This window comes from Frankia sp. BMG5.23 (genome assembly GCF_000685765.2).
GTDB lineage: Bacteria > Actinomycetota > Actinomycetes > Frankiales > Frankiaceae > Frankia > Frankia casuarinae.
This window is the reverse complement of record NZ_JDWE01000013.1, coordinates 1-20751: the sequence shown is the minus strand read 5'-3', so window position 1 is coordinate 20751 and position 20751 is coordinate 1. Positions and strand designations below refer to the sequence as shown.

Genomic DNA, 20751 nt, shown 5'->3' with positions numbered 1-20751 from the left:
CTAGCGGACGGCCAGGAAACTCAGCAGGTCGGCACGGGTAAGGATGCCGACGGGATTACCCTCGTCGTGTACCAGCACCGCGGGTTCGTCCCCGAGCACCGCGACGATCCGGGCCAGTGGCTCGCCGGTACCCACCATCGGAAGCGACGGCGACAGATGATCGGCGACCGGAGCGTCGATGGCGGACCGGTCGGCGAAGACCGCCGCGAGCAGATGCCGCTCGATGACGGAACCCGCGACCTCCGCCGCCCGCAGGGGCGGTTCGTGCCGCACCACCGGCATCTGCGACACGTTGTACTCGCGCAGGTAGGAGATGGCGGCACCGACTGTCTCGGCCGGGTGGACATGCACCAGATCGGGGGGACCACTGGTCTGTTCGGCCTTGTTCCGCAGGACGTCCGAGACGGTCGGCTCGTTCGACGGCGGCTCCAGAAAGCCGTACTCGTACATCCATTCGTCGTTGAAGATCTTCGACAGGTATCCGCGGCCGGAGTCCGGAAGCAGGACCACAACGGCGTCGTCCGGGCCGAGCTCGCGAGCGACCCGGAGGGCGACTACCACCGCGAGCCCGCCTGATCCGCCCACCAGCAGCCCGCATTTCCTGGCCAGCTCGCGCGTCATCAGGAACGAGTCGCGGTCGCTGACCGCCTCCACCCGGTCGACGACCGTCTTGTCGTAGGTCGTCGGCCAGATGTCCTCCCCGACGCCTTCGACGAGGTAGGGCCGGCCGCTGCCACCGGAGTAGACCGAACCCTCCGGATCCGCGCCCACGATCTGCACGGTTCCGCCGGACGCCTCCTTGAGGTAACGGCCGACTCCACTGATCGTCCCGCCGGTCCCGATGCCGGCGACGAAATGGGTGACGCGACCGTTCGTGGCCTGCCAGATCTCCGGCCCGGTCGTAGCGTAGTGCGCAGCGGGATTGTTCGGGTTGGAATACTGATCCGGGCTCCAACCACCGGGAGTCTCGCGGACGAGCCGGCGGGCCACCGAGTAGTAGGAGCGGGGGTCGTCGGGTGCCACTGCTGTCGGGCAGATGACGACCTCGGCGCCGTAGGCGCGCAGGACGGCTCGTTTCTCTTCGCTGATCTTGTCGGGCATGGTGAACACGCAGCGATAGCCCCGCCGGGCCGCCACCAGGGCCAAGCCGACACCGGTGTTTCCGCTGGTAGGTTCGATGATGGTCCCACCAGGCGGAAGCAGTCCGGCCTCCTCGGCGGCGGAGACCATGGTCAGCGCTACCCGGTCTTTCACCGATCCACCGGGATTAAGGTACTCCAGCTTTGCCAGCACCGGCGTCGGCGTCGTCTCGATCGTCGGTGTGATCCGGACCAGCGGCGTGTTTCCGACAAGATCGATTACGTGGTCGAATGCCTGCATATCGGTCATCCGCGCATCACTTCCGCTCTCGAGAGAGGTAACCGGGGCGACACCTCGTGTCCACGGCGGGCGGGAGCCGGTTGGGCTACCCGAACCGGCTCACCTCCTGGATACCGACGACCGTGGCCGGGAAGCTGCCTGCGCCAGGCGGCGGCGTACGTCACCTGCGTTCGTGCGGCCGCGGCCGGTCGGTCGCGACCGGCCGGCATGGACTGCTGTCATGACAGTAGCGAGCAGGGCCGGAACGTGCCGGGCCGCGTGGCATCCACTCCGTTTGCGATGGCGTCCCCGGGGCAGATCATCGTGGTGTACCTGACGGTGTGTCATCGTGGTGTACCTGACCGTGTTCGGACGGTCGTGTTCGGACGACCTGGGCTGGATTGGTACGATAAAGTCGGTGCCGATCGACGAGTGGCGGCCGATCGACAGTGGCGCTGATGCTTCCGGCAGGCTTGCCATCGGCGTTCACCACGATCCCGGTGTCGGATCGGGAGAGAGCGGGTCAGCTCATGCGCCTCGTGCTCAACGTCATCTGGTTGGTATTCGGTGGTTTCTGGCTTGCCGTCGGCTATGCCCTCGCGGCGCTTGTGTGCTTCATTCTCATCGTCACGATTCCCTTCGGGATCGCCGCCCTGCGGATGGCGAACTTCACCCTGTGGCCGTTTGGACGGCGCATTGTCGACCGACCCGGCGCCGGCGGGGCGTCCCTGGTCGGAAACGTGCTGTGGATCCTGCTGGCCGGTTGGTGGTTGGCACTGGGACATCTCACCACCGGCCTGGCACTCTGCCTCACCATCATCGGTATCCCGCTCGGGTTGGCGAACTTCAAACTGATCCCGGTCTCGCTGCTGCCGCTGGGTAAGGAGATCGTGGACGTCGACGCCCCCGCGGTCGGAGCTCGCGCGGCATTCTGAGCCGCCGCGGCAGGTCGAGCGTGCTCGGACCGTGCCGCGCCGCCGCGCGAACAGAATGCCGGCCGCATGATCACAACGACATGATCGACTATGCCGTCCCGCTCCACCGGTAGCGTCGCCAGCATCGCATACGTGCTTATACCGGTCTCATCTCGGGCGTCGCTCGCAGATCGGAGCATTCCGTAGGCGACAGCAGGCCCACAATGGTGTAGTAGATTTGATGGTGTGGAATGTGCGCGCAGGCCAGGAGGGTGACGCGGAAACCTCTGGGCTCCCGAGGAGGGAGGTGAAATCATCGTGGACATCTGGGATGACCTTGCGCAGCGTAACAGCGCTCACCTGCGGGAACGATTCCTGACGGGGGACCTGGTAGCGGAAGGACCACAAAACGCGATTTTGGGTTCGTGGTGGCGCAGCCAGGTACTGAACGTGAGCCCGGACCGGTGCTCCCCCGTCTATGATCCGGATCTTGATCTGGACACGCGCCTGGTCCGCGCGGCCGACCCGGTACTCGACCGACTGGCATCCATGATCGCCGGGACCTGGGTGTGCGTGTGTCTCACCGACGACCAGGCAAGAATACTGGCGCACCGGGTCGGTGAGGCATCCTTCGGCCTACACCCTGGGTTCTGCGTCGCCGAGCACCTGGTCGGCACCAGCGCCGTAGCCCTCGCCCTCGTGGAAAGGCGCCCCGCCCGCGTCTCGGGCGCCGAGCACTTTGCTGACCTCTACCAACCGGACGCGTGCATATCCGCTCCCGTCCGCGACCCCCTCAGCGGGCGTATCGAAGGCGTGTTCAGCCTCATTTGCAGGCTCGCCGAGGCGAATCCGTCGGCGGAAGCCATGGTGGGGGAGGCTGGCCGCGCTATCGAACATCGCCTGCTGGAACAGGCGAGCGAGCGGGAACGCGCCTTGCTCCTGGCGTACCGGCAGGCCAAACACCGGATGCGGATACCGGCTGGCGGCGCACAGTTTCCGCTTGATCTCGATGCCGGGTCCGGCATCGAGATCAAGCACGATACTCGGCTGGTTTTGCAGGAGAAGGCCGCTGAACTGATCGCAGCGGGCCGGCCGACCGCCATCGAGGTATCCCTGCCGCACGGTCAGACTGCCACGCTGGTGTGCAGGGAGGTACGGACGCACTCCGCAGTGGCCGGGCTGGCCGTCGAGGTCGTCCTTCCCTTCGGGCCGCCCCGTCGCCTCATGACCAGCGCCGCGGCTGTGGCAGGACACCTCAACAGCCAGCCGCGGGGGGCCGACGCCGGTGCCCCGTCGGCGCCGGGGCTTTTCCTGCCGTATGCCGCGCTCAGCGCGCCCAGGCCGACGCCGCGACTGCCGGCGGGTGCACCCGACGCCACCCGCCCGGCCAGCACACCCGTGGCCAGTGCGTACCCGGCCAGCCGGCAGCCCGCCATCGGCGCGTCACTGCTGGCGATCGGGGAACAGGGAATCGGCCGTCTCGCGGTGGCGGCACGGCGACGCCTCACCCTGCTGTACGAGGCCAGTATGCACATCGGGACCACCCTCGACGTGACTCGGACCGCCGAGGAACTGGCCCAGGCAGCCGTGCCCGAACTCGCCGACGTCGTCACGGTGGACCTGTCGGAGTCTGTTCTGCGGGGCGAGGACTCGCTGCGTCCGACCGCACTGCTGCGCCGCGCCGCCCTGCACGGCATCCAGGAAGGCCTCGCTCTCTACCCGGCCGGTCACCAGATCAGCTTCCTGCCCTCCACGCCGCAGGCTCGGTGCCTGGCCAGCGGGCGAGCGGTGCTCGAGGCCGACCTGCACGCGGCTCCCGGCTGGCAGGCCCAGGACCCCGAACGCGTCGAGCAACTCCTCGCGCAGGGGATCCACTCGCTCATCACCGTCCCCCTGTGCGCCCGCGACGTGATGTTCGGGGTGGCCAGTTTCTGCCGCTCCCGGCAACCAGAGCCCTACGAGGACGACGACCTGGCCCTGGCCGAGGAGTTGGCCGCCCGCGCGGCGCTGTGCCTGGACAACGCCCACCGCTACACCCGCGAACGACAGCTGCACCACCAGGCCCTGCACGATCCGCTGACCGACCTGGCGAACCGCACGCTGTTGACGGCCCGACTGCAACGCGGACTTGCCCGGCGCCTCCACGACAATACGCAGGACGACACGCAGCTTGCACTACTGTTCTGCGACCTCGACGACTTCAAGAGCGTCAACGACAGATTCGGGCACGCGGCCGGCGACGACCTGCTTCGCGTAACCGCGGGTCGGCTGACGAGTTGCGCCCGTAGCACCGACACGGTTGCCCGCATCAGCGGCGACGAGTTCGCGGTCCTGCTGGAAGGCGGCTGCGTCGACCCCGAGTCCATCGGGCGGCGGATCCTGGAAACACTCCGCGTACCCTTGGTACTCGCCGGAACGGTTCATACAACCCAGGCCAGCATTGGGCTGGTCGTTGTCGACCCCGGCACTCAGGCCACCGCGGAAAGCGTGCTGAAACAGGCGGACTCCGCCATGTACGCCGCAAAACGGCGGGGTAAGGGCACCCTGGTGGTGTACCGGCCGGAGCTGTGCCCCGCCAGCGCCGAGGACGCCCTGCGCACCAGCCTCACCCACGCCGTACGCGGCGAGGATGGCGGCGGTACCCTCAACGTCAGCTATCAGCCGATCATCGAGCTCCACACCGGTCGGACCGTCGGTGTCGAGGCGGCGCTTCGGTGGGACGACCCGTCCTCCCGATCCGTTCCCCACCACCGTCTCACCCTCACCGCCCAGCAGACCGGGCTGGCCCCCGCACTGGAGCACATCCTGCTCGACCGGGCCTGCCGTGACCTCGGCCGATACCGAAGCACGGGCCATCCGGAGGTGGCCCTCCACATCCCCGTCTCGATCCTCGATGCCGCTGACGCCCGGTTCACGACCGAGGTGGTCAATGCTCTGACCGTCCACCACCTGCCACCCGATGCTCTCGTGCTCCGCGTCGCCGGCGCGACGCACCACACCGATCAGGCTGCCCTGCGGGCGCTGCGCGGACTGGCCGCACGAGGTATCAGGCTCGCGATCACCTATCCCGACGCCGAGGACCTCTCGTTCGATCCCCTTCTGCCGCTTCCCGTCCAGATCATCGTGCTCGACGCCGCCGCCACCCGGCACCTGACCGAATCGCTGACCGACGGCCGCACCCCCGGGGAAGAAGAAAACGACGGCACGCTGCGCACGGCGTTCCTCGCCACCATCCGCGGACTGGGCATTTCACTGCTGGGCACCGGCATCGCTGACGCGAAGCAGGCCGCCACCCTCGCGCACAGCGGCTGCGGCCTTGGCCAGGGCAGCCTCTTCGGCGGACCCGCACCGCTCGCCGACATCCCCGGCAGGTATCCGACATGAGGTAGCCGCCATGTCTCCAGTGCGCGGCACTGACCCTCGACTCTCCAGTGCGCGGCACTGACCCTCGACTCTCCAGTGCGCGGCACTGAAAATGCCTTGACCTGATGTTGGGTTGACGTCGTAGGGTCGCAACACGTCTGCAGTGTGCTTACTCACCGTTGTCGCGATCTACCGGTTCGACCACCAGCCGCCACCGAGAGGGACCGTATGCTGATCCGACTTCTGCGGGCTCACCTCGGCCCCTACGGCCGGCCGATCTCGATACTGGTCCTTCTGCAGCTGGTGGCGACGATCGCCATGCTCTACCTCCCCACCCTCAACGCCGACATCATTGATCGTGGAGTGGTCATCGGCGACACCGGCTACATCATGCGTATCGGTGGACTCATGCTCGGTGTCAGCGTCGTGCAGATCGTCTGTGCCGGCGCCGCCGTCTTCTTCGGAGCCCGGACGGCGATGGCGCTCGGTCGGGACATCCGGGCGTCGGTGTTCGACCGGGTCCAGTCGTTCTCGGCCCGGGAGGTCGGCCGCTTCGGCGCGCCCTCTCTGATCACCCGGGCCACGAACGACGTGCAGCAGGTGCAGATGCTGATGTTAATGAGCTTCACGCTCATGGTCTCCGCGCCGATCATGTGCCTGGGCGGCATCATCCTGGCGGTCAACCAGGATGCCGGGCTCTCGCTCCTGCTCGTCGCGATCACTCCGGTCCTCGCAGTGATCATCAGCTTGATCGTGCGACGGATGCGGCCGCTGGGCCGGGCGATGCAGGAGCGCTTGGACGCCGTCAACCGGATCCTGCGGGAGCAGATCACCGGGCTCCGGGTGATCCGCGCTTTTGTCCAGGACGACTATGAGCGGCGCCGGTTCGCGGTGGCTGACGCCGAACTGACCGACATCTCGTTGCGGTTCGGTCGACTCATGGCGTTGATGTTCCCGCTCGTGCTCACCGTGGTCAACTTCTCGAGCGTGGCCGTGCTGTGGTTCGGTGCCCACCGTATCGACGCCGGCCAGATGCAGATCGGCGCGCTGACAGCCTTCCTCAGCTACCTGATGCAGATCCTGATGTCGGTGATGATGGCCACCTTCATGTTCATGATGATTCCCCGCGCCGAGGTGTGCGCGGAGCGCATCCAGGAGGTGCTCGAGACCGACTCCACGGTCCTGCCACCGCAGAACCCGGTGCGGGAGCTGCGCCGCCACGGTGACCTGGAACTGCGGGGCGTCGGGTTCCACTACCCGGGCGCGGAGGCGCCGGTCCTGCGCGCAATCAGCCTGCGCGCCCGGCCGGGTCAGACCACAGCCATCATCGGCAGCACCGGTAGCGGCAAGACAACGCTGCTCGGTCTGGTCCCGCGGTTGGCCGATGCCACCGAGGGCGCCGTCCTCGTCGACGGTGTCGACGTCCGCGATCTCGACCCGGCGCTGCTCGCCCGGACCGTCGGCCTGGTTCCACAGAAGCCGTATCTGTTCTCCGGCACCGTCGCGACCAATCTGCGTTACGGAAATCCGGACGCCACCGACGACGAACTGTGGCGCGCGCTGGAGATCGCGCAGGCGAAGGACTTCGTCGAAGCCATGCCGGACGGTCTCGACACCGCGATCGCCCAGGGTGGCACGAACGTCTCCGGCGGCCAGCGCCAACGGCTCTCCATCGCCCGCGTGCTCGTTCACGGCCCGGAGATCTACCTGTTCGACGACTCCTTCTCGGCCCTCGACTACGCCACCGACGCCCGCCTGCGCAGGGCGCTCGCCCACGAGACCTCCGCCGCGACCGTGGTGATCGTCGCTCAGCGGGTCGCCACCATCCGGGATGCGGATCAGATCATCGTGCTGGACCACGGTGAGGTGGCCGGCGTCGGCACCCACCAGCAGCTGATGGCCGACAACACCACGTACCGCGAGATTGTGCTCTCCCAGCTCACCGAGGAGGAGGCGGCATGAGCAGCCCGGTACCGGCACCGCGCCGCGGCCCGGCCCCGACGGCCGGGCCCGCTCGGTTCTTCGTGGGCCCGGGCGCGACGGAGAAGTCGATGGACTTCGCCGCGTCGAGCCGCCGGCTGCTCGGACTGCTGCGACCGCAGCGTCACCTGCTGATCGCCGTCGTGGTCCTGGCGACGTTGAGCGTCGGCCTGAGCGTGATCGGTCCTCGCCTGCTCGGCCACGCCACCGACCTGGTGTTCGCGGGGATCTTCAGTCGGCGGCTGCCAGCCGGCAGCACGAAGGAACAGGCGGTCGCGCAGCTGCGTGCCACCGGCCACGGTACCCAGGCGGACCTGCTCGCCTCGCTCGACGTGACCCCCGGTCATGGCATGGACTTCGATGCCATCGGTGTCGTGCTGCTGGGGGTCGTGGTCGTCTACGCGGTGTCCGGATTGTGCGGTGTGCTCCAGGCCCGGCTGGCGAACCTGGCCCTGCAGAGAGTGATCAGTGATCTGCGCCGCGACGTCCAGGCGAAGATCTCGCGGTTGCCCGTCCGTTACTTCGACGGTCAGCCGCGAGGCGAGGTGCTCAGCCGGGTCACCAACGACATCGACAACTTCGGGCAGAGCCTGCAGCAGAGCATGTCGCAGATTGTCGCGTCGACGCTGACGATCGTGGGCGTGCTATCGATGATGCTCTGGATCTCCTGGATCCTCGCCCTGATCGCGCTGGTCACGGTGCCAGTGTCGATCATGATGGCGACCCGGGTCGGCAAGCTGGCTCAGCCCCAGTTTGTCGCCCAGTGGCGGATCACCGGTGGTCTCAACGCCCATATCGAGGAGATGTACACCGGGCACACGCTCGTGCGGGCGTTCGGCCGGCAGGAGGAATCCGCGGAGATCTTTCGTGAGCAGAACGAGCGGCTCTACGCCGCCAGTTGGCGCGCGCAGTTCATCTCCGGTCTCATGCAGCCCTCGATGTTGTTCATCGGAAACCTGAACTACGTGCTGGTAGCTGTGATCGGCGGCCTGCGGGTCGCGTCCGGCTCGCTGTCGATCGGTGACGTCCAGGCGTTCATCCAATATTCTCGGCAGTTCAGCCAGCCGTTGTCCCAGGTTGCCAGCATGGCGAACCTGGTGCAGTCCGGGGTGGCCTCCGCGGAGCGGGTGTTCGACCTGCTCGACACCGTCGAGCAGGAACCCGACCGGGCGGTTCCGGCGCATCCGGAGCGGCTTCGTGGCCGGGTGGCCTTCGAACGCGTCTCCTTCCGCTACGAACCGAACAAGCCGTTGATCGAGGACCTGTCACTTGTCGCGGAACCTGGTCACACCGTCGCGATCGTCGGGCCGACCGGCGCCGGCAAGACCACTCTGATCAACCTGCTGATGCGCTTCTACGAGGTCACCGGCGGACGGATCACCTTGGACGGGGTCGATGTCGCGGCGATGTCGCGGGATGAACTGCGGGCCAGCATCGGCATGGTCCTGCAGGACACCTGGCTGTTCGGCGGAACGATCGCGGAGAACATCGCCTACGGTGCGGAGGGCGCCACCCACGAGCAGATTGTGGCGGCGGCCCGCGCCGCGCACGTCGACCGGTTCGTCCGCACTCTTCCCGCGGGTTACGACACCGTGCTCGACGACGAGGGGGTCGGCGTGAGCGGCGGGGAGAAGCAGCTGATCACCATCGCCCGCGCCTTCCTCGTGGAACCTCTGATCCTGGTTCTCGACGAGGCGACGAGCTCGGTGGACACCCGTACCGAGGTCCTCATCCAACGGGCGATGTCGACCCTGCGGGCGGGGCGGACCGCGTTCGTCATCGCGCATCGGCTGTCGACCATCCGGGACGCGGACACCATTCTCGTGATGGAGAACGGAGCCATCGTCGAACAGGGCACCCACACCGAGCTCCTGGCCGCCGATGGCCCATACTCCCGGCTGTACCAGTCCCAGTTCGCCCAGGCCGTCGTCGAGATCTGACCGTCGAGATCTGACGGTCGAGATCTGCGTGAGCGGTTGCGCCACCGGCCCGTGCGTGTGACAGCGGGGATGAGCACGAGCCGGACGGCTTGTTAGGCGAACGTGGTCAGTTGATCAGTTTGATGAGCTGGCGCCCGTCGAGCCAGTTGCCGGTGACATCGGTGAACGTGTTGTTCTTCCACGCCAGCAGCCGCACCGCCGTGTTGCAGATCGCCGGGAAGATGTCGATCTGCTTGCCGTCGCAGGTGAACGGATGGGCCATGACGTTCGGGCGGTCGTGGGAGGCGCGAAGCGCCGTGAGCAGGGCGGCCGAGGTCGGCTGGGCGGTACCGGCCAGCAGCGACCGGATGTTGAGGACGGCGGAGAAGGATCCCTGCGACGACGAGGACCGATCGGCCTCCGGGATCGCCTTACGGAACGCCGCCGTGTCGGCGTCACCATCGCTCGTCCCGACCGGTAGGTAGCTGGATGCGAAGTAGAGGTTGTCGGTCCGGCCGCTGGCCGCGCGCGGCACCGCGGGGGTGGTGCAGGGACCGATGAAGTAGATGTCGCTGCGGATGTTCAGCGCCGCCGCGGCCTGGACGATCCGGGTGCACGTCGCCGCCTGGAACACCACGATGATCGCGTCCGGCTTGCCCGCCGCGACCTGGGTCAGGGCCGGCGCGAAGTCTGCCGCGTCGGATTTCTCCGGCACCAGTTTGACGTCGGACACACCTTTATGGTGCAGGACGTTCTGCGATCCCTGGATAGCGGCGGACAGCAGGCCGGGCAGGTCGAGGTACAGGGCATGCACGCTGCGCACATGCCGGATGTTCGTCAGATAGTCGGTGAGGCCGAGCAGCTCGCTGAGCGAACCGCCGGAAAATGCGAAGGCGTTGTGTGAGCCGAGTTCTCCGCTCAGTTGAGGAGAGCCGGTGACGTACGGGATGTGGGCGGTCTCGTATATCGGCATCGCCGCCTCCGCGCCGAAATCGATCCCGCCGACCACCGCGAGTGGTTTCGTGGCGACAAGCCGGTTGGCGCAGTTCTGGGAGGACTCCGGCGAGCCGTCGGTTGCGCAGCTGATCAGCCGGAGCGGTCGACCGTCGAGCCCGCCCAGAGAGGTGTTGGCGTAGTCCACGGCGGCCTGAGCGGCCTTCCGGGTCTCCGGGTATGACCCGACAGTGCTGTTCTCAACCGTTACGAAGCCGACAGTGACCGCAGGCCCGGTCAGGCGGCTCGCCGCCGCGCTGCCACCGGCAGCTGCGCCGGACGAGCCACCGCGCTGACTCGTGCACCCGGCGACAACGACGGACAAGGCTACGGAGAACGCGAGGAGGATGCGGGAGGCTTGTCTCACGGCTCGTGAAGCTACACTTCTGTCGTCCAGTTCTGGGGGCTTGACCGTCGACCGGCCGGACGGGGACTGTTGTGTGACCATGCGTCCGGTCTTCATCGCAGTTCGGATCTCTCTATCTGCAATAGATGCGTCTACGGGGGCCCGGTGACAACGTATATAGCAGCATTGCTGCTCGGCCTTGGCCCGGGGGCCGTGTACGCGGCGCTCGGGCTAGGGCTCGTGCTCACCTACCGCGCGTCCGGCGTGGTGAACATCGCCCATGGGGCGTTCGCTATGTACGCCACCTACCAGTACGCAGAACTACGGGAGGTCGGGGACCTCGTACTGCCCGTCGTCGGGATGCCGCCAAGAATTCATCTCACCGACACGCCCACCTTCGGGCTAGCCCTGTCAGTATCCCTCGCAATGGCGGCAATTCTAGCACTGGCATCCTATCTGGTGGTTTTTCGGCCCTTGCGGCGTGCCCAGCCGCTGATGACGGTCGTGGCGGCGGTCGGCCTCACGATCGCGCTGCAGGCCGTCGCCGTGCTCCAGTTCGGATCTGACAACAGGTTCCTCAGCCCGGTGCTGCCGCAGTCACCGCTGTCCCTGCTGGGCGTGACCGTGGCGAGTGACCGGCTGCTGCTCGCCGCGTCGGTCATCGTGGTCGCCGCCGGTCTGTGGGCGATGTCGCGCTGGACGTTGTTCGGCCTGGCTACCCGCGCCGTCGCCGAGGATGAGCAGACCACCGCGCTTCTCGGCCGGCGGCCCGGCTGGATCGCCGCCGTCAACTGGGTCATGGCGGCCGTGCTCGCCGCCCTCGCCGGGATCCTCGTGGCGCCGATCAGTGCGCTGAATCCGACGAGCTACTCGCTGTTCGTCGTTCCCGCGCTCGCCGCCGCTCTGCTCGGTGGCCTGTCCTCGTTCGGTCTGACCGTCGTCGGAGCTCTCGGCCTCGGCATGACCCAGGCCGTCCTGATCCCGCTGCAACAGGACGTCTCCTGGTTGAACCAGCCGGGACTGCGCGCGCTGCTTCCGATGCTTCTGGTCATCGCGGTGGCGGGCCGGCGCGGGGATCTCATTCCCGGTCGCGCCGCGGGCGTCGCCGTGTCGGCTCCGATGCCGGTGGTCGACCCGCCGGAGTCTCCCCTGCGCCACCTCGCGGTCGGTGTGCCGTTCGGGGTGGTCGCGATCCTCGTGCTGGCCGGCCCCTACCGGCTCGGCCTCGAACGCAGCCTTGCCGGCGCCGTGGTGTGTCTGTCGTTCGTCGTGTTGACCGGGTACGTCGGACAGCTCTCGTTGGCACAGATGACCCTCGCCGGTGTCGCCGGCTTCCTGTTGGCCAGACTCCAGGGTGAGCTGGGCGTGCCGTTCCCGATCGCACCCCTGCTCGCCACGGGTGCCGCCGCCGTGGCGGGCCTGCTGCTGGGGGTGCTGTCACGGCGGCTGCGTGGAATCGACCTGGCATTGATCACTCTGGTCGCCGGCGTCGCGATCCAGGAGGTGGTGTTCGGAAACCCGCTGGTCACCGGCGGGTTGGCCGGGTCGGTAGTACCGAGTCCGAAGATCTTCGGCCTCGATCTCGGGCTCGCCGGTGCCGGGTTCCCCCGGCCGCAGTACGGGCTGCTGGCGTTGGCCGTGCTCGCCGCGTGCTGCTACGGAGTCGCCCGGCTGCGCACCGCGGACCTGGGCCGGCGCATGCTGGCCGTGCGCGCGAACGAACGGGCCGCTGCCGCGGCCGGGATCGACGTCCGTCGTACGAAGGTGCTCGCCTTCACCCTCTCCGCCGCGATCGCCGGTCTCGGCGGCTGCCTCATCGGCTACGGCCAGGGACGTCTGTCCTTCGACTCGTTCGGCGTCACGGCCTCGCTGTTCTTCCTGGCGATCGCGGCCGCCGGCGGGGTGACGAGTGTCGGCGGAGCGTTGCTGGGCGGTCTGCTGGTGCCGGGCGGAATCGTGTTCATCGTGCTGGACCAGGTTGCCGGGCTCGGCAAGTACCAGTCCGTGCTGTGCGGGATCGCCGTCGTGGTGCTGGCGGTGCTACGTCCGGCCGGGCTCGCGTACCGACCGCATCGGACGGCTCGCGCCGATCATCAGGGCCGCGCGGATCGGTCGGGTGGCACGCATCGGACCGGTCCTGGGCAGCGAACGCGTCGAGGAGATCACGTGCGACACCCGCAGCCGCCGGACCAGGGCCGGCCGAGCCTGACCCCGCATCCGGTCAACCCGGGCGGAGCCCCGTGACGGCGTTGCTGGCGGTCGACATGCTCGCCGCCGACCAGGGCCGCACGCGCATCCTCGAGGATGTCTCCTTCACTCTGTCGGCAGGCACCATCACCGGGCTCATCGGACCCAACGGAGCCGGAAAGACGACGTTGATCGACGCCCTCACCGGGTTTGCGTCGATCAGCGCGGGTACCGTCACGCTGGACGGTGCCGTGCTCGTCGGACTGCCGGCGCATGAGCGGCTGCGGTTGGGGCTCGCCCGCACCTTCCAGGCGCTGGAACTCTTCGACAGTCTGGAGGTCGGGGAGAACCTGGCCGTCGTCGCGCCCCGGGCACCCGGACCCGCGACCGGGCCAGATCCGGCCCGGTCGCTCGGGCTCGCCACGATCGCCGATCGCCTGCCGTCGACGCTCTCCCACGACGAGCGGTCCTCGGTGGCTCTCGGCCGCGCCCTCGTCGCCAGGCCGAAGGTCCTGCTGCTGGACGAACCGGCCGCGGGTCTCGACCCGGCCGCCCGCCGGACGCTCGCCGACCGGCTGCGCCGCATCGCCGCCGACGGCATCGCCGTGCTGCTCGTTGACCACGACGTGAAGCTCGTCTTCGACGTATGCGACCACGTCCTCGTCCTGGACGGGGGCCGCGTCGTCGCGCGCGGTCGATCCGCCGAGGTGCGCGCCGATCCGGCGGTCCGCGCTGCCTATCTGGGCGGTGGTGGGCCCGACGGCGGCGACCGCGCCGGGACCGCCCCGGGACCCGGGCCCGGCTCGGCCTCTGCTCTCGACTCCGTGTCTGCTCTCGACTCCGTGTCTGCTCTCGACTCCGTGTCTGCTCTCGACTCCGTGTCTGCTCTCGACTCCGTGCCTGCTCTCGACTCCGTGCCCGCCTCCACCCCGGCGCCGGCCCCCGGCCGAGGCGGGGGCGATCTGCTCGTACTCGACCGGGTCACGAGCGGATACGACGGAGTTCCGGTGCTCCGGGACGTGTCGCTCACCGTCGGTGCCGGGGAGATCGTGGCGCTGCTCGGAGCGAACGGCGCGGGCAAGACGACGCTGATCCGCACGGCGGCGGGGCTGCTGACGCCGTCGAGGGGACGGGTCAAGGTCCTCGATGACCGGTCGCGCCGGGCCGCGCCGAGCACACTCGCCCGCCGGGGGATGGCGGTCGTACCGCAGGGACGAGGATCACTCGGGCGGTTGACCGTCCGCGAGAACCTGCGCCTGGCGGCCGGCCGGCGCTCATCCGGCGAGATCGGGCGGGTGTTGGACTGGTTCCCGGTGCTGCGCGGCCTGCTCGACCGGTCGGCCGGAGAACTGTCCGGGGGCGAGCGGCAACGGCTCGCGTTGGCCGTCGCTCTGGTGCGCAGACCGCGTCTGCTGCTGGTGGACGAGCTGTCGTTCGGCCTGGCACCCGGGATTGCGCCGCAGCTGCTCGCCCTGCTGCGCACGATCGCCCTCGAGACGTCGACCGGCGTGCTGCTGGTCGAGCAGTTCGTCTCGCTCGCGTTGCAGGTGGCCGACCGTGGCTACGTTCTCGACCGGGGCCGGATCGCGCTGTCGGCGAGCGCGGCGGATCTCATCGCGCATCCCGAGCTCATCGAGACGGCCTACCTGGGCGGGAGTTCCGGGCCGGCGGCGGCCCCGGACCGCTGAGCTGGTCCGGCGTTCCCCGCCACGCAGAGAAACCGGGGTCCGGCGGAACAGGGCTCTTCACGTCGCCCGATGGTGTAGGGCATGCGTCGGATGAACCGGAAGGGGTGGCGAGCGGGCCGGCGGTGTCTTACTGTCGACAAGCGTCGAAGTTGATCGCGGGAGCTCCGCCAAGGGGCTGAGAGGGCGGCTGGGGCCGCCGACCGCAGGAACCTGTCCGGGTAATGCCGGCGTAGGGAGTCTTACATGGTGTCGCGTACCGACCGTTCGTCCTCGTCCACCTCGAAGGCCGTCACCTCGTCCCCGTCCACCTCATCCTTGTCGTCCGCCGCATCCTCCCCGTCCGTCTCGTCCTCGTCCTCCTCGTCGTCCGTCTCGGCCGCGGGGATGACGGCGGTCTCGACGGGTCCGCTGACGGGCAGCCGCAAGACCTGGCTGGTCGGAGCGGATCCCGATCTGCGGGTGCCGATGCGGGAGATCGTGCTGACCACGGGTGACACCGTCGTGGTGTACGACACCTCCGGTCCATATACCGATCCGGGGGTGACGATCGATGTGCGCCGGGGTCTGCCGGCGACGCGGGACAGCTGGATCGCCCAGCGTGGCGACACCGCGCCGGATGAGCGGCGGACCGTTCCCGGGACCGGGGCATCGGGTCCTGGGACGCTCGGTTCTGGGACGCCCGGTTCTGGGACGCTCGGTCTCGGCGGGACGGATCTCGACGGGCGGGTGCGAGTGCCCCGTCGGGCGGTGCCGGGACGGCCTTCCATAACCCAGCTGGGCTACGCCCGCCGCGGTCAGATCACTCGGGAGATGGAGTTCGTCGCCCTGCGGGAGGGTCTTCCCGTCGAGACGGTGCGGGCGGAGATCGCCGCGGGGCGGGCCGTGCTGCCGGCGAACGTGAACCATCCCGAGTCCGAGCCGATGGCGATCGGCCGTGCGTTTCTCGTGAAGATCAATGCGAACCTCGGCAACTCGGCCGTTACCTCCTCGATCGAGGAGGAGGTCGAGAAGATGGTGTGGGCGACCCGCTGGGGCGCGGACACCGTGATGGACCTCTCGACCGGGTCGGACATCGCCCTGACCCGTGAGTGGATCATCCGTAACGCGCCGGTGCCGGTCGGGACCGTGCCGATCTACCAGGCGTTGGAGAAGGTCGGTGGCCGGCCGGAGAAGCTGTCCTGGGAGGTCTACCGGGACACCGTGATCGAGCAGTGCGAGCAGGGTGTGGACTACATGACGGTCCACGCGGGGGTGCTGCTGCGCTACGTGCCGCTGACCGCGCGGCGCAGGACCGGGATCGTCTCGCGCGGCGGCTCGATCCTGGCCTCCTGGTGCCTGGCCCATCACGAGGAGAACTTCCTCTACACCCACTTCGCCGAGCTGTGCGAGATCTTCGCCGCGTACGACGTCACGTTCTCTCTGGGCGACGGCCTGCGGCCCGGGTCCATCGCGGACGCGAACGATGAGGCCCAGCTCGCCGAGCTCGCGACCCTGGGCGAGTTGACGCAGGTGGCGTGGGAGCACGACGTCCAGGTGATGATCGAGGGACCCGGGCACGTGCCCATGAACAAGATCGAGGAGAACGTGCAGCTGCAGCGGGAGCTGTGCCACGACGCGCCGTTCTACACCCTCGGGCCGCTGACCACCGACATCGCCCCCGGCTACGACCACATCACCTCCGCGATCGGGGCGGCGATGATCGGATGGGCCGGTACCGCCATGCTCTGTTACGTCACCCCGAAGGAGCATCTCGGCCTGCCCGACCGGGACGACGTCAAGGCCGGCGTTATCGCCTACAAGATCGCCGCGCACGCCGCCGACCTCGCTAAGGGTCATCCCGGCGCGCAGGCCTGGGATGACGCCCTGTCGGACGCCCGGTTCGAATTCCGCTGGGCCGACCAGTTCCACCTCGCGCTCGACCCCGACACCGCACGCGCGTTCCACGACGAGACGTTGCCGGCCCCGGCCGCGAAGTCGGCGCACTTCTGTTCGATGTGCGGCCCGCACTTCTGCTCGATGAAGATTTCCCACCAGGTGCGGGCACACGCGGGCGGGGACGGGCTGGACCCGGCCGGGCATGGCGCGGACCCGGCCGGCGACGAGGCGGTCACCGCCGGCCTGCGCGAGAAGGCCGCCGAGTTCAACGCCGCCGGCAATCGGATCTACCTTCCGGTGGCCAACTCCTGACCGCTGTGGCCAACTCCTGACCGACCGTTCCGACGGGCTTCCGCCGGTCAGCGGCGGGCCCCGTCGGGCGCAGGGGGCTCAGCGGGCGCAGCGGCCCCGGTGGTCCATAAAAGATATCTAAAAAAGATATCTAAGACGATTACTTTGGCGAGGGAGTAACCTCTCAAGAGGAAGTGGAGTGGTTATTTGGGTGATCGGCTCGAGGGGAGGTCTCCGATGAACCCGGACGTGCTGATCGGGTTGGGCGATCATCCGGTGCTGGACTTCGTCAACAGCCTCGCCTTCTCGGCGGACGGCCCGATCGAGTTGATCGCCGATGGCTGGAGCTACCTGCGCTGGCTCCAGCTCACGGGGCTTGTCGGCACGGCCGAACGAGAGGCGCTGCCTGCCCGGTTCGGATCCGAGGAGCTCGACCGCATCGCCGTCGCCGCGGTCGAGCTCCGGGAGTGGCTGCGGCCGCGCATCGGCGCCTGGGCGGGCGGCAGCTCCACCGTGCCGGACGAACCCACGCTGTCGCGACTGAATGGGCTGTTGGCCACCGACTGAAGCGCGCAGGTCGGCTACCACTGGCATCTGCGGAAGCTGATGGCCGAGCGTGGGCTGTTCGCGACGACGGCGCTGGTCCCGCTGCTCGCCGAGCGGGGTGTCCGGCTCTCCCGCGAGCAGGTCTACCGGTTGGTGACCGGCATCCCGGAGCGGCTGTCGCTGGCCACACTCGCCGCGCTCTGCGACATCCTCGGCTGCGCGCCCGGAGACCTGGTCGAGCCCTATTGGGGCCGGCCCCGGCGCGCCGACATCACCGCCATCCCCGGCCCGGGGGTCGGGTCATGACCAGCCCCTGGGCGTCACGGCTCGCGACGGCGGCGGCCCGCCGGGTGGCGGTGACCGCCGCGGTCGCGGCCGCCGACCCGTCGCTGCCCGCCGACGTGATTACCGCGGCGGTGCCGGTCTGCGCGCGCACGACGACCAGCCCGACATCTGCGTGAACTGCTTCACACTCCCGGAAGCGGTCTGCTCGGTCTGCGGACGGCGGCGGCCCTGCGCGTTCGCCACCAGCGACGCCCCGCTCCGCCAGACCTGCACGCCTCGGCGCCCACCAGGTACTCCCGGCACGCGACGAGGCACTCGCCCGCGCCGAACAGCGCCTGGCCCGCCGGCTCGCAGACGTCGAACCGCCCGAACACCGACGCGTTGCAACCGCCGAGGGACTCGAACCCCCAACCTTCTGATCCGTAGTTAGATTTGGATCTTCCGTCGACGTCTGTCAACGTCCGCCCTGTCTGCTGACCATGAGCGTTCCGTCCACCGGTATCCGTCGACGTCCACCCGCGTCCAGCGGCTTGGCTGTCAACTTGGCTGTCACTCGTGCCACGGCTTGGACCACGTGACGGGCGCTCGACGCTGAGATCCGGGAGCATACTGGGAGGCATGGCGGAAGATCTTCTGGCGCTCGTCGTGGCCGACCCGACAGTCGGTCATGGGCAGGCGTGTATCCGGGGGACCCGGGTGCCGGTGAGTGTCGTGCTCGACTGCCTTGCCGACGGTATGTCCGACGGTGAGATCATCGCGGAGTACCCGTCGCTGACCGTGTCGGGGATCCGTGCGGCCGCTGCCTACGGGGCGCGTCTGGCGCGGGAGGATCTCGTGCCGCTTCGTACCGCGCCGTGAAGGTCAAGCTGGACGAGGGTCTCCCGGTCTCCCTTGCCGAGCGACTCGCCAAGCACGGGATCGATGCCGATACCGTGCTTGCGGAGAACCTGTCGGGCCGCTCCGATCCGGAGGTGCTCGCTGCTGCGGTTGCCGAGAACCGGATCGTGTTCACCCTCGACCGCGGCTGCGGGAACATCCGTGCCTACCCGCCGGGATCGCTTCACTATCACCTCGTGACCTACAGAGGGCCGCGCCGTGAAGAGACATGCGCTCTGAACTGGCCGGACGTCGACCTCGACCAAAAGAAGATCCTCATCCAGTGGCAGCTCGTCGTCGTCGGCTGGAAGGTGCAGCGCACCAGGCCCAAGACCGACGCGGGAGTGCGGGAACTGCTCCTCGACGACCTCACTGTCGAGGAGTTCTAACCGTCATCGGGAACGGCAGCACGACGAGCGCCGCGCCATGGGCCTCGACTGGGACCCCTCAGGACCGGTGTTCACGACCCTCGACGGCGATCCTCTGCATCCCGCCGCCGTCTCCGCCGAGTTCCAGGACCAGATCGCGAGAGCCGGGGTACCCCCGATCCGCCTTCACGATGCCCGGCACGTCGCCGCCACCCTCATGCACGGCGGCGGCGCGGACCTGAAGGTCATCCAGGAGACCCTCGGCCACTCCAGCCACGAGGTGACGGTCAACACCTACACCTCGGTCCTGGAAGAACTCGCCCGGGAAGCCGCCGAAGGCGCCGCCCGACTCGTCCCCCGCACTCCACCCACTCGGGCCGCGCACACCCCGCGCACACCCGACAGGTCACAAGAAGATCGAATAGGAGAAAAACCGCAGGTCAAGCAGGGTGCGCTCGGCAACGCACCACAAACACCCCCACCAGCACGGTTGCGGATCACACACGCGATCATACTGTCGGCGACCAGAGCTCAGTGGTGTTGATTGGAAATATTCGATCAATCGTCACCTGCACTCACCCGGATCCATGTTTAGCTTGAGCTATAGTTGACCAATGGCCGCAACGCCCGCCCGGTGGACGATCAAGGCCACCTCCGAGGTGCGAGAGTGGCTGCGTTCGCTGCGCCGGGAGGAGCCGGACAGCTACCGATCCGTCAACGCGGCAATCGACATGCTCGCCGAGGCCGGGCCGGCGCTCGGGCGCCCGCTGGTCGACACCCTCAAGGGATCAACGATCAGCAACCTCAAGGAGCTCCGACCGCGGTCGGGCCGCGAGGTGGCCATCCGAGTGATCTTCGTGTTCGATCCATGGTCGCAGGCCGTGCTGCTGGTCGCGGGGAACAAGGCCGGCGACTGGTCGCACTGGTACAGGGCTGCGATTCCTGCGGCAGAGGTTGTCTACGACGGCTGGCTGGCCGTCGAACGGAAACGGCGGGAGGGCTCATGACCGAGTTCCATGACTGGGAGGACATCCGCGCCGAGCTCCATGACGGCGATGACGCGGCACTCGCCGTGGAACGAGCGCGTACGGAGGCGTGGGCCAGCGCCTACCACCTGGCCGAGGAGCGCAAGCGCCTTGGTTTGACACAGCGTCAGGTCGCCGATCTGATGGGCGTCTCACCTGGCCGGATAAGCCAGATCGAAAACGGTGATCTGGACGTGAACGAGGTGGCAACCCTGAGCCGATACGCCCGGGCGTTGGGCGCACGCATGCGGATCATCTTCGACTACGGTAATGACCTCCGCCAGATCGCCTGATACGATCGGGAACTCAAGAAGCGGATCGGGGCGGCGCTGCCGCTGCTGCTGTCCCAGGGGCGCACCCCCGGAGTCGTGATCGTCGCCGGCCGACCCCACCCGCGCTGCCGACCGAGGCGTGGATCAACCAGCCCCCAGCGATCATCGAGACCGAGGAGGCGCTACCCACGAACCAAGCAGCCTGATGTCTCATCGGGATTGACAGGCTCCGATGGCGGAGAAGCAAGGTGCATTGCGCAAGCTCGACGATCACCTGTCCAGCGACGCTGGCGAGGATGCGCGGTAGGGATGTTGCTACTAATAGGAATCTTAGCATCTGGACACGGCTGCCCTATTGTGATTCAATAACTAGAGTTTCGCAGTTTTCTTGATCCAGATCAGTGTCTGGCAACGGCTGGATAATTTTCCCGATTGCTTTCGGGTGGATGATTCCCTGGTGCCTG

Annotated in this window: 18 protein-coding genes and 1 riboswitch; of the genes, 15 read left to right on the top strand and 3 right to left on the bottom strand. The window is 68.2% G+C overall.

Annotated elements, in window-relative coordinates:
• Nucleotides 1-1380, bottom strand: a complete 1380-nt coding sequence (locus tag BMG523DRAFT_RS08460; protein WP_023840844.1) for a cystathionine beta-synthase — start codon at nt 1378-1380, stop codon at nt 1-3.
• A 509-nt stretch (nt 1381-1889) separates the two neighbouring features.
• Between BMG523DRAFT_RS08460 and BMG523DRAFT_RS08455 the strand changes: the two genes are divergently transcribed.
• From BMG523DRAFT_RS08455 to BMG523DRAFT_RS08440, 4 genes are all read left to right on the top strand, one after another.
• On the top strand, nt 1890-2294 hold the full coding sequence (locus BMG523DRAFT_RS08455) for a YccF domain-containing protein (protein ID WP_011434841.1): 405 nt from the start codon (nt 1890-1892) through the stop codon (nt 2292-2294).
• 297 nt (nt 2295-2591) lie between these two features.
• Nucleotides 2592-5657: a diguanylate cyclase gene (locus BMG523DRAFT_RS08450; RefSeq protein ID WP_011434842.1), complete on the top strand. Its 3066-nt coding sequence runs from the start codon at nt 2592-2594 to the stop codon at nt 5655-5657.
• 207 nt (nt 5658-5864) lie between these two features.
• Nucleotides 5865-7598, top strand: a complete 1734-nt coding sequence (locus BMG523DRAFT_RS08445) for an ABC transporter ATP-binding protein (protein WP_011434843.1) — start codon at nt 5865-5867, stop codon at nt 7596-7598.
• A complete protein-coding gene (locus BMG523DRAFT_RS08440) occupies nt 7595-9556 on the top strand; it encodes an ABC transporter ATP-binding protein (RefSeq protein WP_011434844.1) in 1962 nt (653 codons plus the stop codon). The genes BMG523DRAFT_RS08445 and BMG523DRAFT_RS08440 overlap by 4 nt, the downstream gene beginning before the upstream one ends.
• Before the next feature lie 106 nt (nt 9557-9662).
• Here the strand turns inward: BMG523DRAFT_RS08440 and BMG523DRAFT_RS08435 are convergent, their stop codons facing one another.
• Nucleotides 9663-10895, bottom strand: coding sequence for an ABC transporter substrate-binding protein (locus BMG523DRAFT_RS08435; protein WP_035909880.1), 1233 nt, complete (start codon nt 10893-10895; stop codon nt 9663-9665).
• Between the two features lie 144 nt (nt 10896-11039).
• Between BMG523DRAFT_RS08435 and BMG523DRAFT_RS08430 the strand changes: the two genes are divergently transcribed.
• Both BMG523DRAFT_RS08430 and BMG523DRAFT_RS08425 read left to right on the top strand, forming a co-directional pair.
• Nucleotides 11040-13118, top strand: a complete 2079-nt coding sequence (locus BMG523DRAFT_RS08430) for an ABC transporter permease (protein ID WP_011434846.1) — start codon at nt 11040-11042, stop codon at nt 13116-13118.
• On the top strand, nt 13115-14749 hold the full coding sequence (locus tag BMG523DRAFT_RS08425) for an ATP-binding cassette domain-containing protein (RefSeq protein ID WP_043590831.1): 1635 nt from the start codon (nt 13115-13117) through the stop codon (nt 14747-14749). The genes BMG523DRAFT_RS08430 and BMG523DRAFT_RS08425 overlap by 4 nt, the downstream gene beginning before the upstream one ends.
• Before the next feature lie 145 nt (nt 14750-14894).
• Nucleotides 14895-15002, top strand: a riboswitch (TPP riboswitch).
• Here BMG523DRAFT_RS08425 and BMG523DRAFT_RS24335 read toward each other — a convergent pair.
• A complete protein-coding gene (locus tag BMG523DRAFT_RS24335; RefSeq protein ID WP_162238919.1) occupies nt 14989-15237 on the bottom strand; it encodes a hypothetical protein in 249 nt (82 codons plus the stop codon). Its footprint overlaps the riboswitch before it by 14 nt.
• Between BMG523DRAFT_RS24335 and thiC the strand changes: the two genes are divergently transcribed.
• From thiC to BMG523DRAFT_RS08385, 9 genes are all read left to right on the top strand, one after another.
• A complete protein-coding gene (gene thiC / locus BMG523DRAFT_RS08420; protein ID WP_134351295.1) occupies nt 15134-16936 on the top strand; it encodes a phosphomethylpyrimidine synthase ThiC in 1803 nt (600 codons plus the stop codon). The two genes, BMG523DRAFT_RS24335 and thiC, sit on opposite strands and share 104 nt — an antisense overlap.
• A 216-nt stretch (nt 16937-17152) precedes the next feature.
• A complete protein-coding gene (locus BMG523DRAFT_RS08415; RefSeq protein ID WP_011434849.1) occupies nt 17153-17482 on the top strand; it encodes an ABATE domain-containing protein in 330 nt (109 codons plus the stop codon).
• A 27-nt stretch (nt 17483-17509) separates the two neighbouring features.
• The gene (locus tag BMG523DRAFT_RS08410; RefSeq protein ID WP_330218951.1) at nt 17510-17767 is read left to right on the top strand and encodes a helix-turn-helix transcriptional regulator; all 258 of its coding nucleotides are present in this window, start codon (nt 17510-17512) and stop codon (nt 17765-17767) included.
• Nucleotides 17764-17922, top strand: coding sequence for a hypothetical protein (locus BMG523DRAFT_RS25240; RefSeq protein WP_160323711.1), 159 nt, complete (start codon nt 17764-17766; stop codon nt 17920-17922). Before BMG523DRAFT_RS08410 ends, BMG523DRAFT_RS25240 begins: the two co-directional genes overlap by 4 nt.
• Before the next feature lie 442 nt (nt 17923-18364).
• Nucleotides 18365-18604 (top strand): DUF433 domain-containing protein, encoded by a 240-nt coding sequence (locus BMG523DRAFT_RS08405; protein WP_011434851.1) that lies wholly within the window; start codon nt 18365-18367, stop codon nt 18602-18604.
• Nucleotides 18601-19011: a DUF5615 family PIN-like protein gene (locus BMG523DRAFT_RS26345; RefSeq protein WP_011434852.1), complete on the top strand. Its 411-nt coding sequence runs from the start codon at nt 18601-18603 to the stop codon at nt 19009-19011. Before BMG523DRAFT_RS08405 ends, BMG523DRAFT_RS26345 begins: the two co-directional genes overlap by 4 nt.
• Nucleotides 19012-19048: 37 nt before the next feature.
• Entirely contained in the window at nt 19049-19534 is a 486-nt protein-coding gene (locus BMG523DRAFT_RS08395) for a tyrosine-type recombinase/integrase (RefSeq protein WP_011434853.1), read from the top strand.
• Between the two features lie 70 nt (nt 19535-19604).
• Nucleotides 19605-19997: a type II toxin-antitoxin system RelE/ParE family toxin gene (locus tag BMG523DRAFT_RS08390; protein ID WP_011434854.1), complete on the top strand. Its 393-nt coding sequence runs from the start codon at nt 19605-19607 to the stop codon at nt 19995-19997.
• A complete protein-coding gene (locus tag BMG523DRAFT_RS08385; protein ID WP_011434855.1) occupies nt 19994-20308 on the top strand; it encodes a helix-turn-helix transcriptional regulator in 315 nt (104 codons plus the stop codon). Before BMG523DRAFT_RS08390 ends, BMG523DRAFT_RS08385 begins: the two co-directional genes overlap by 4 nt.
• Nucleotides 20309-20751 lie beyond the last annotated feature (443 nt).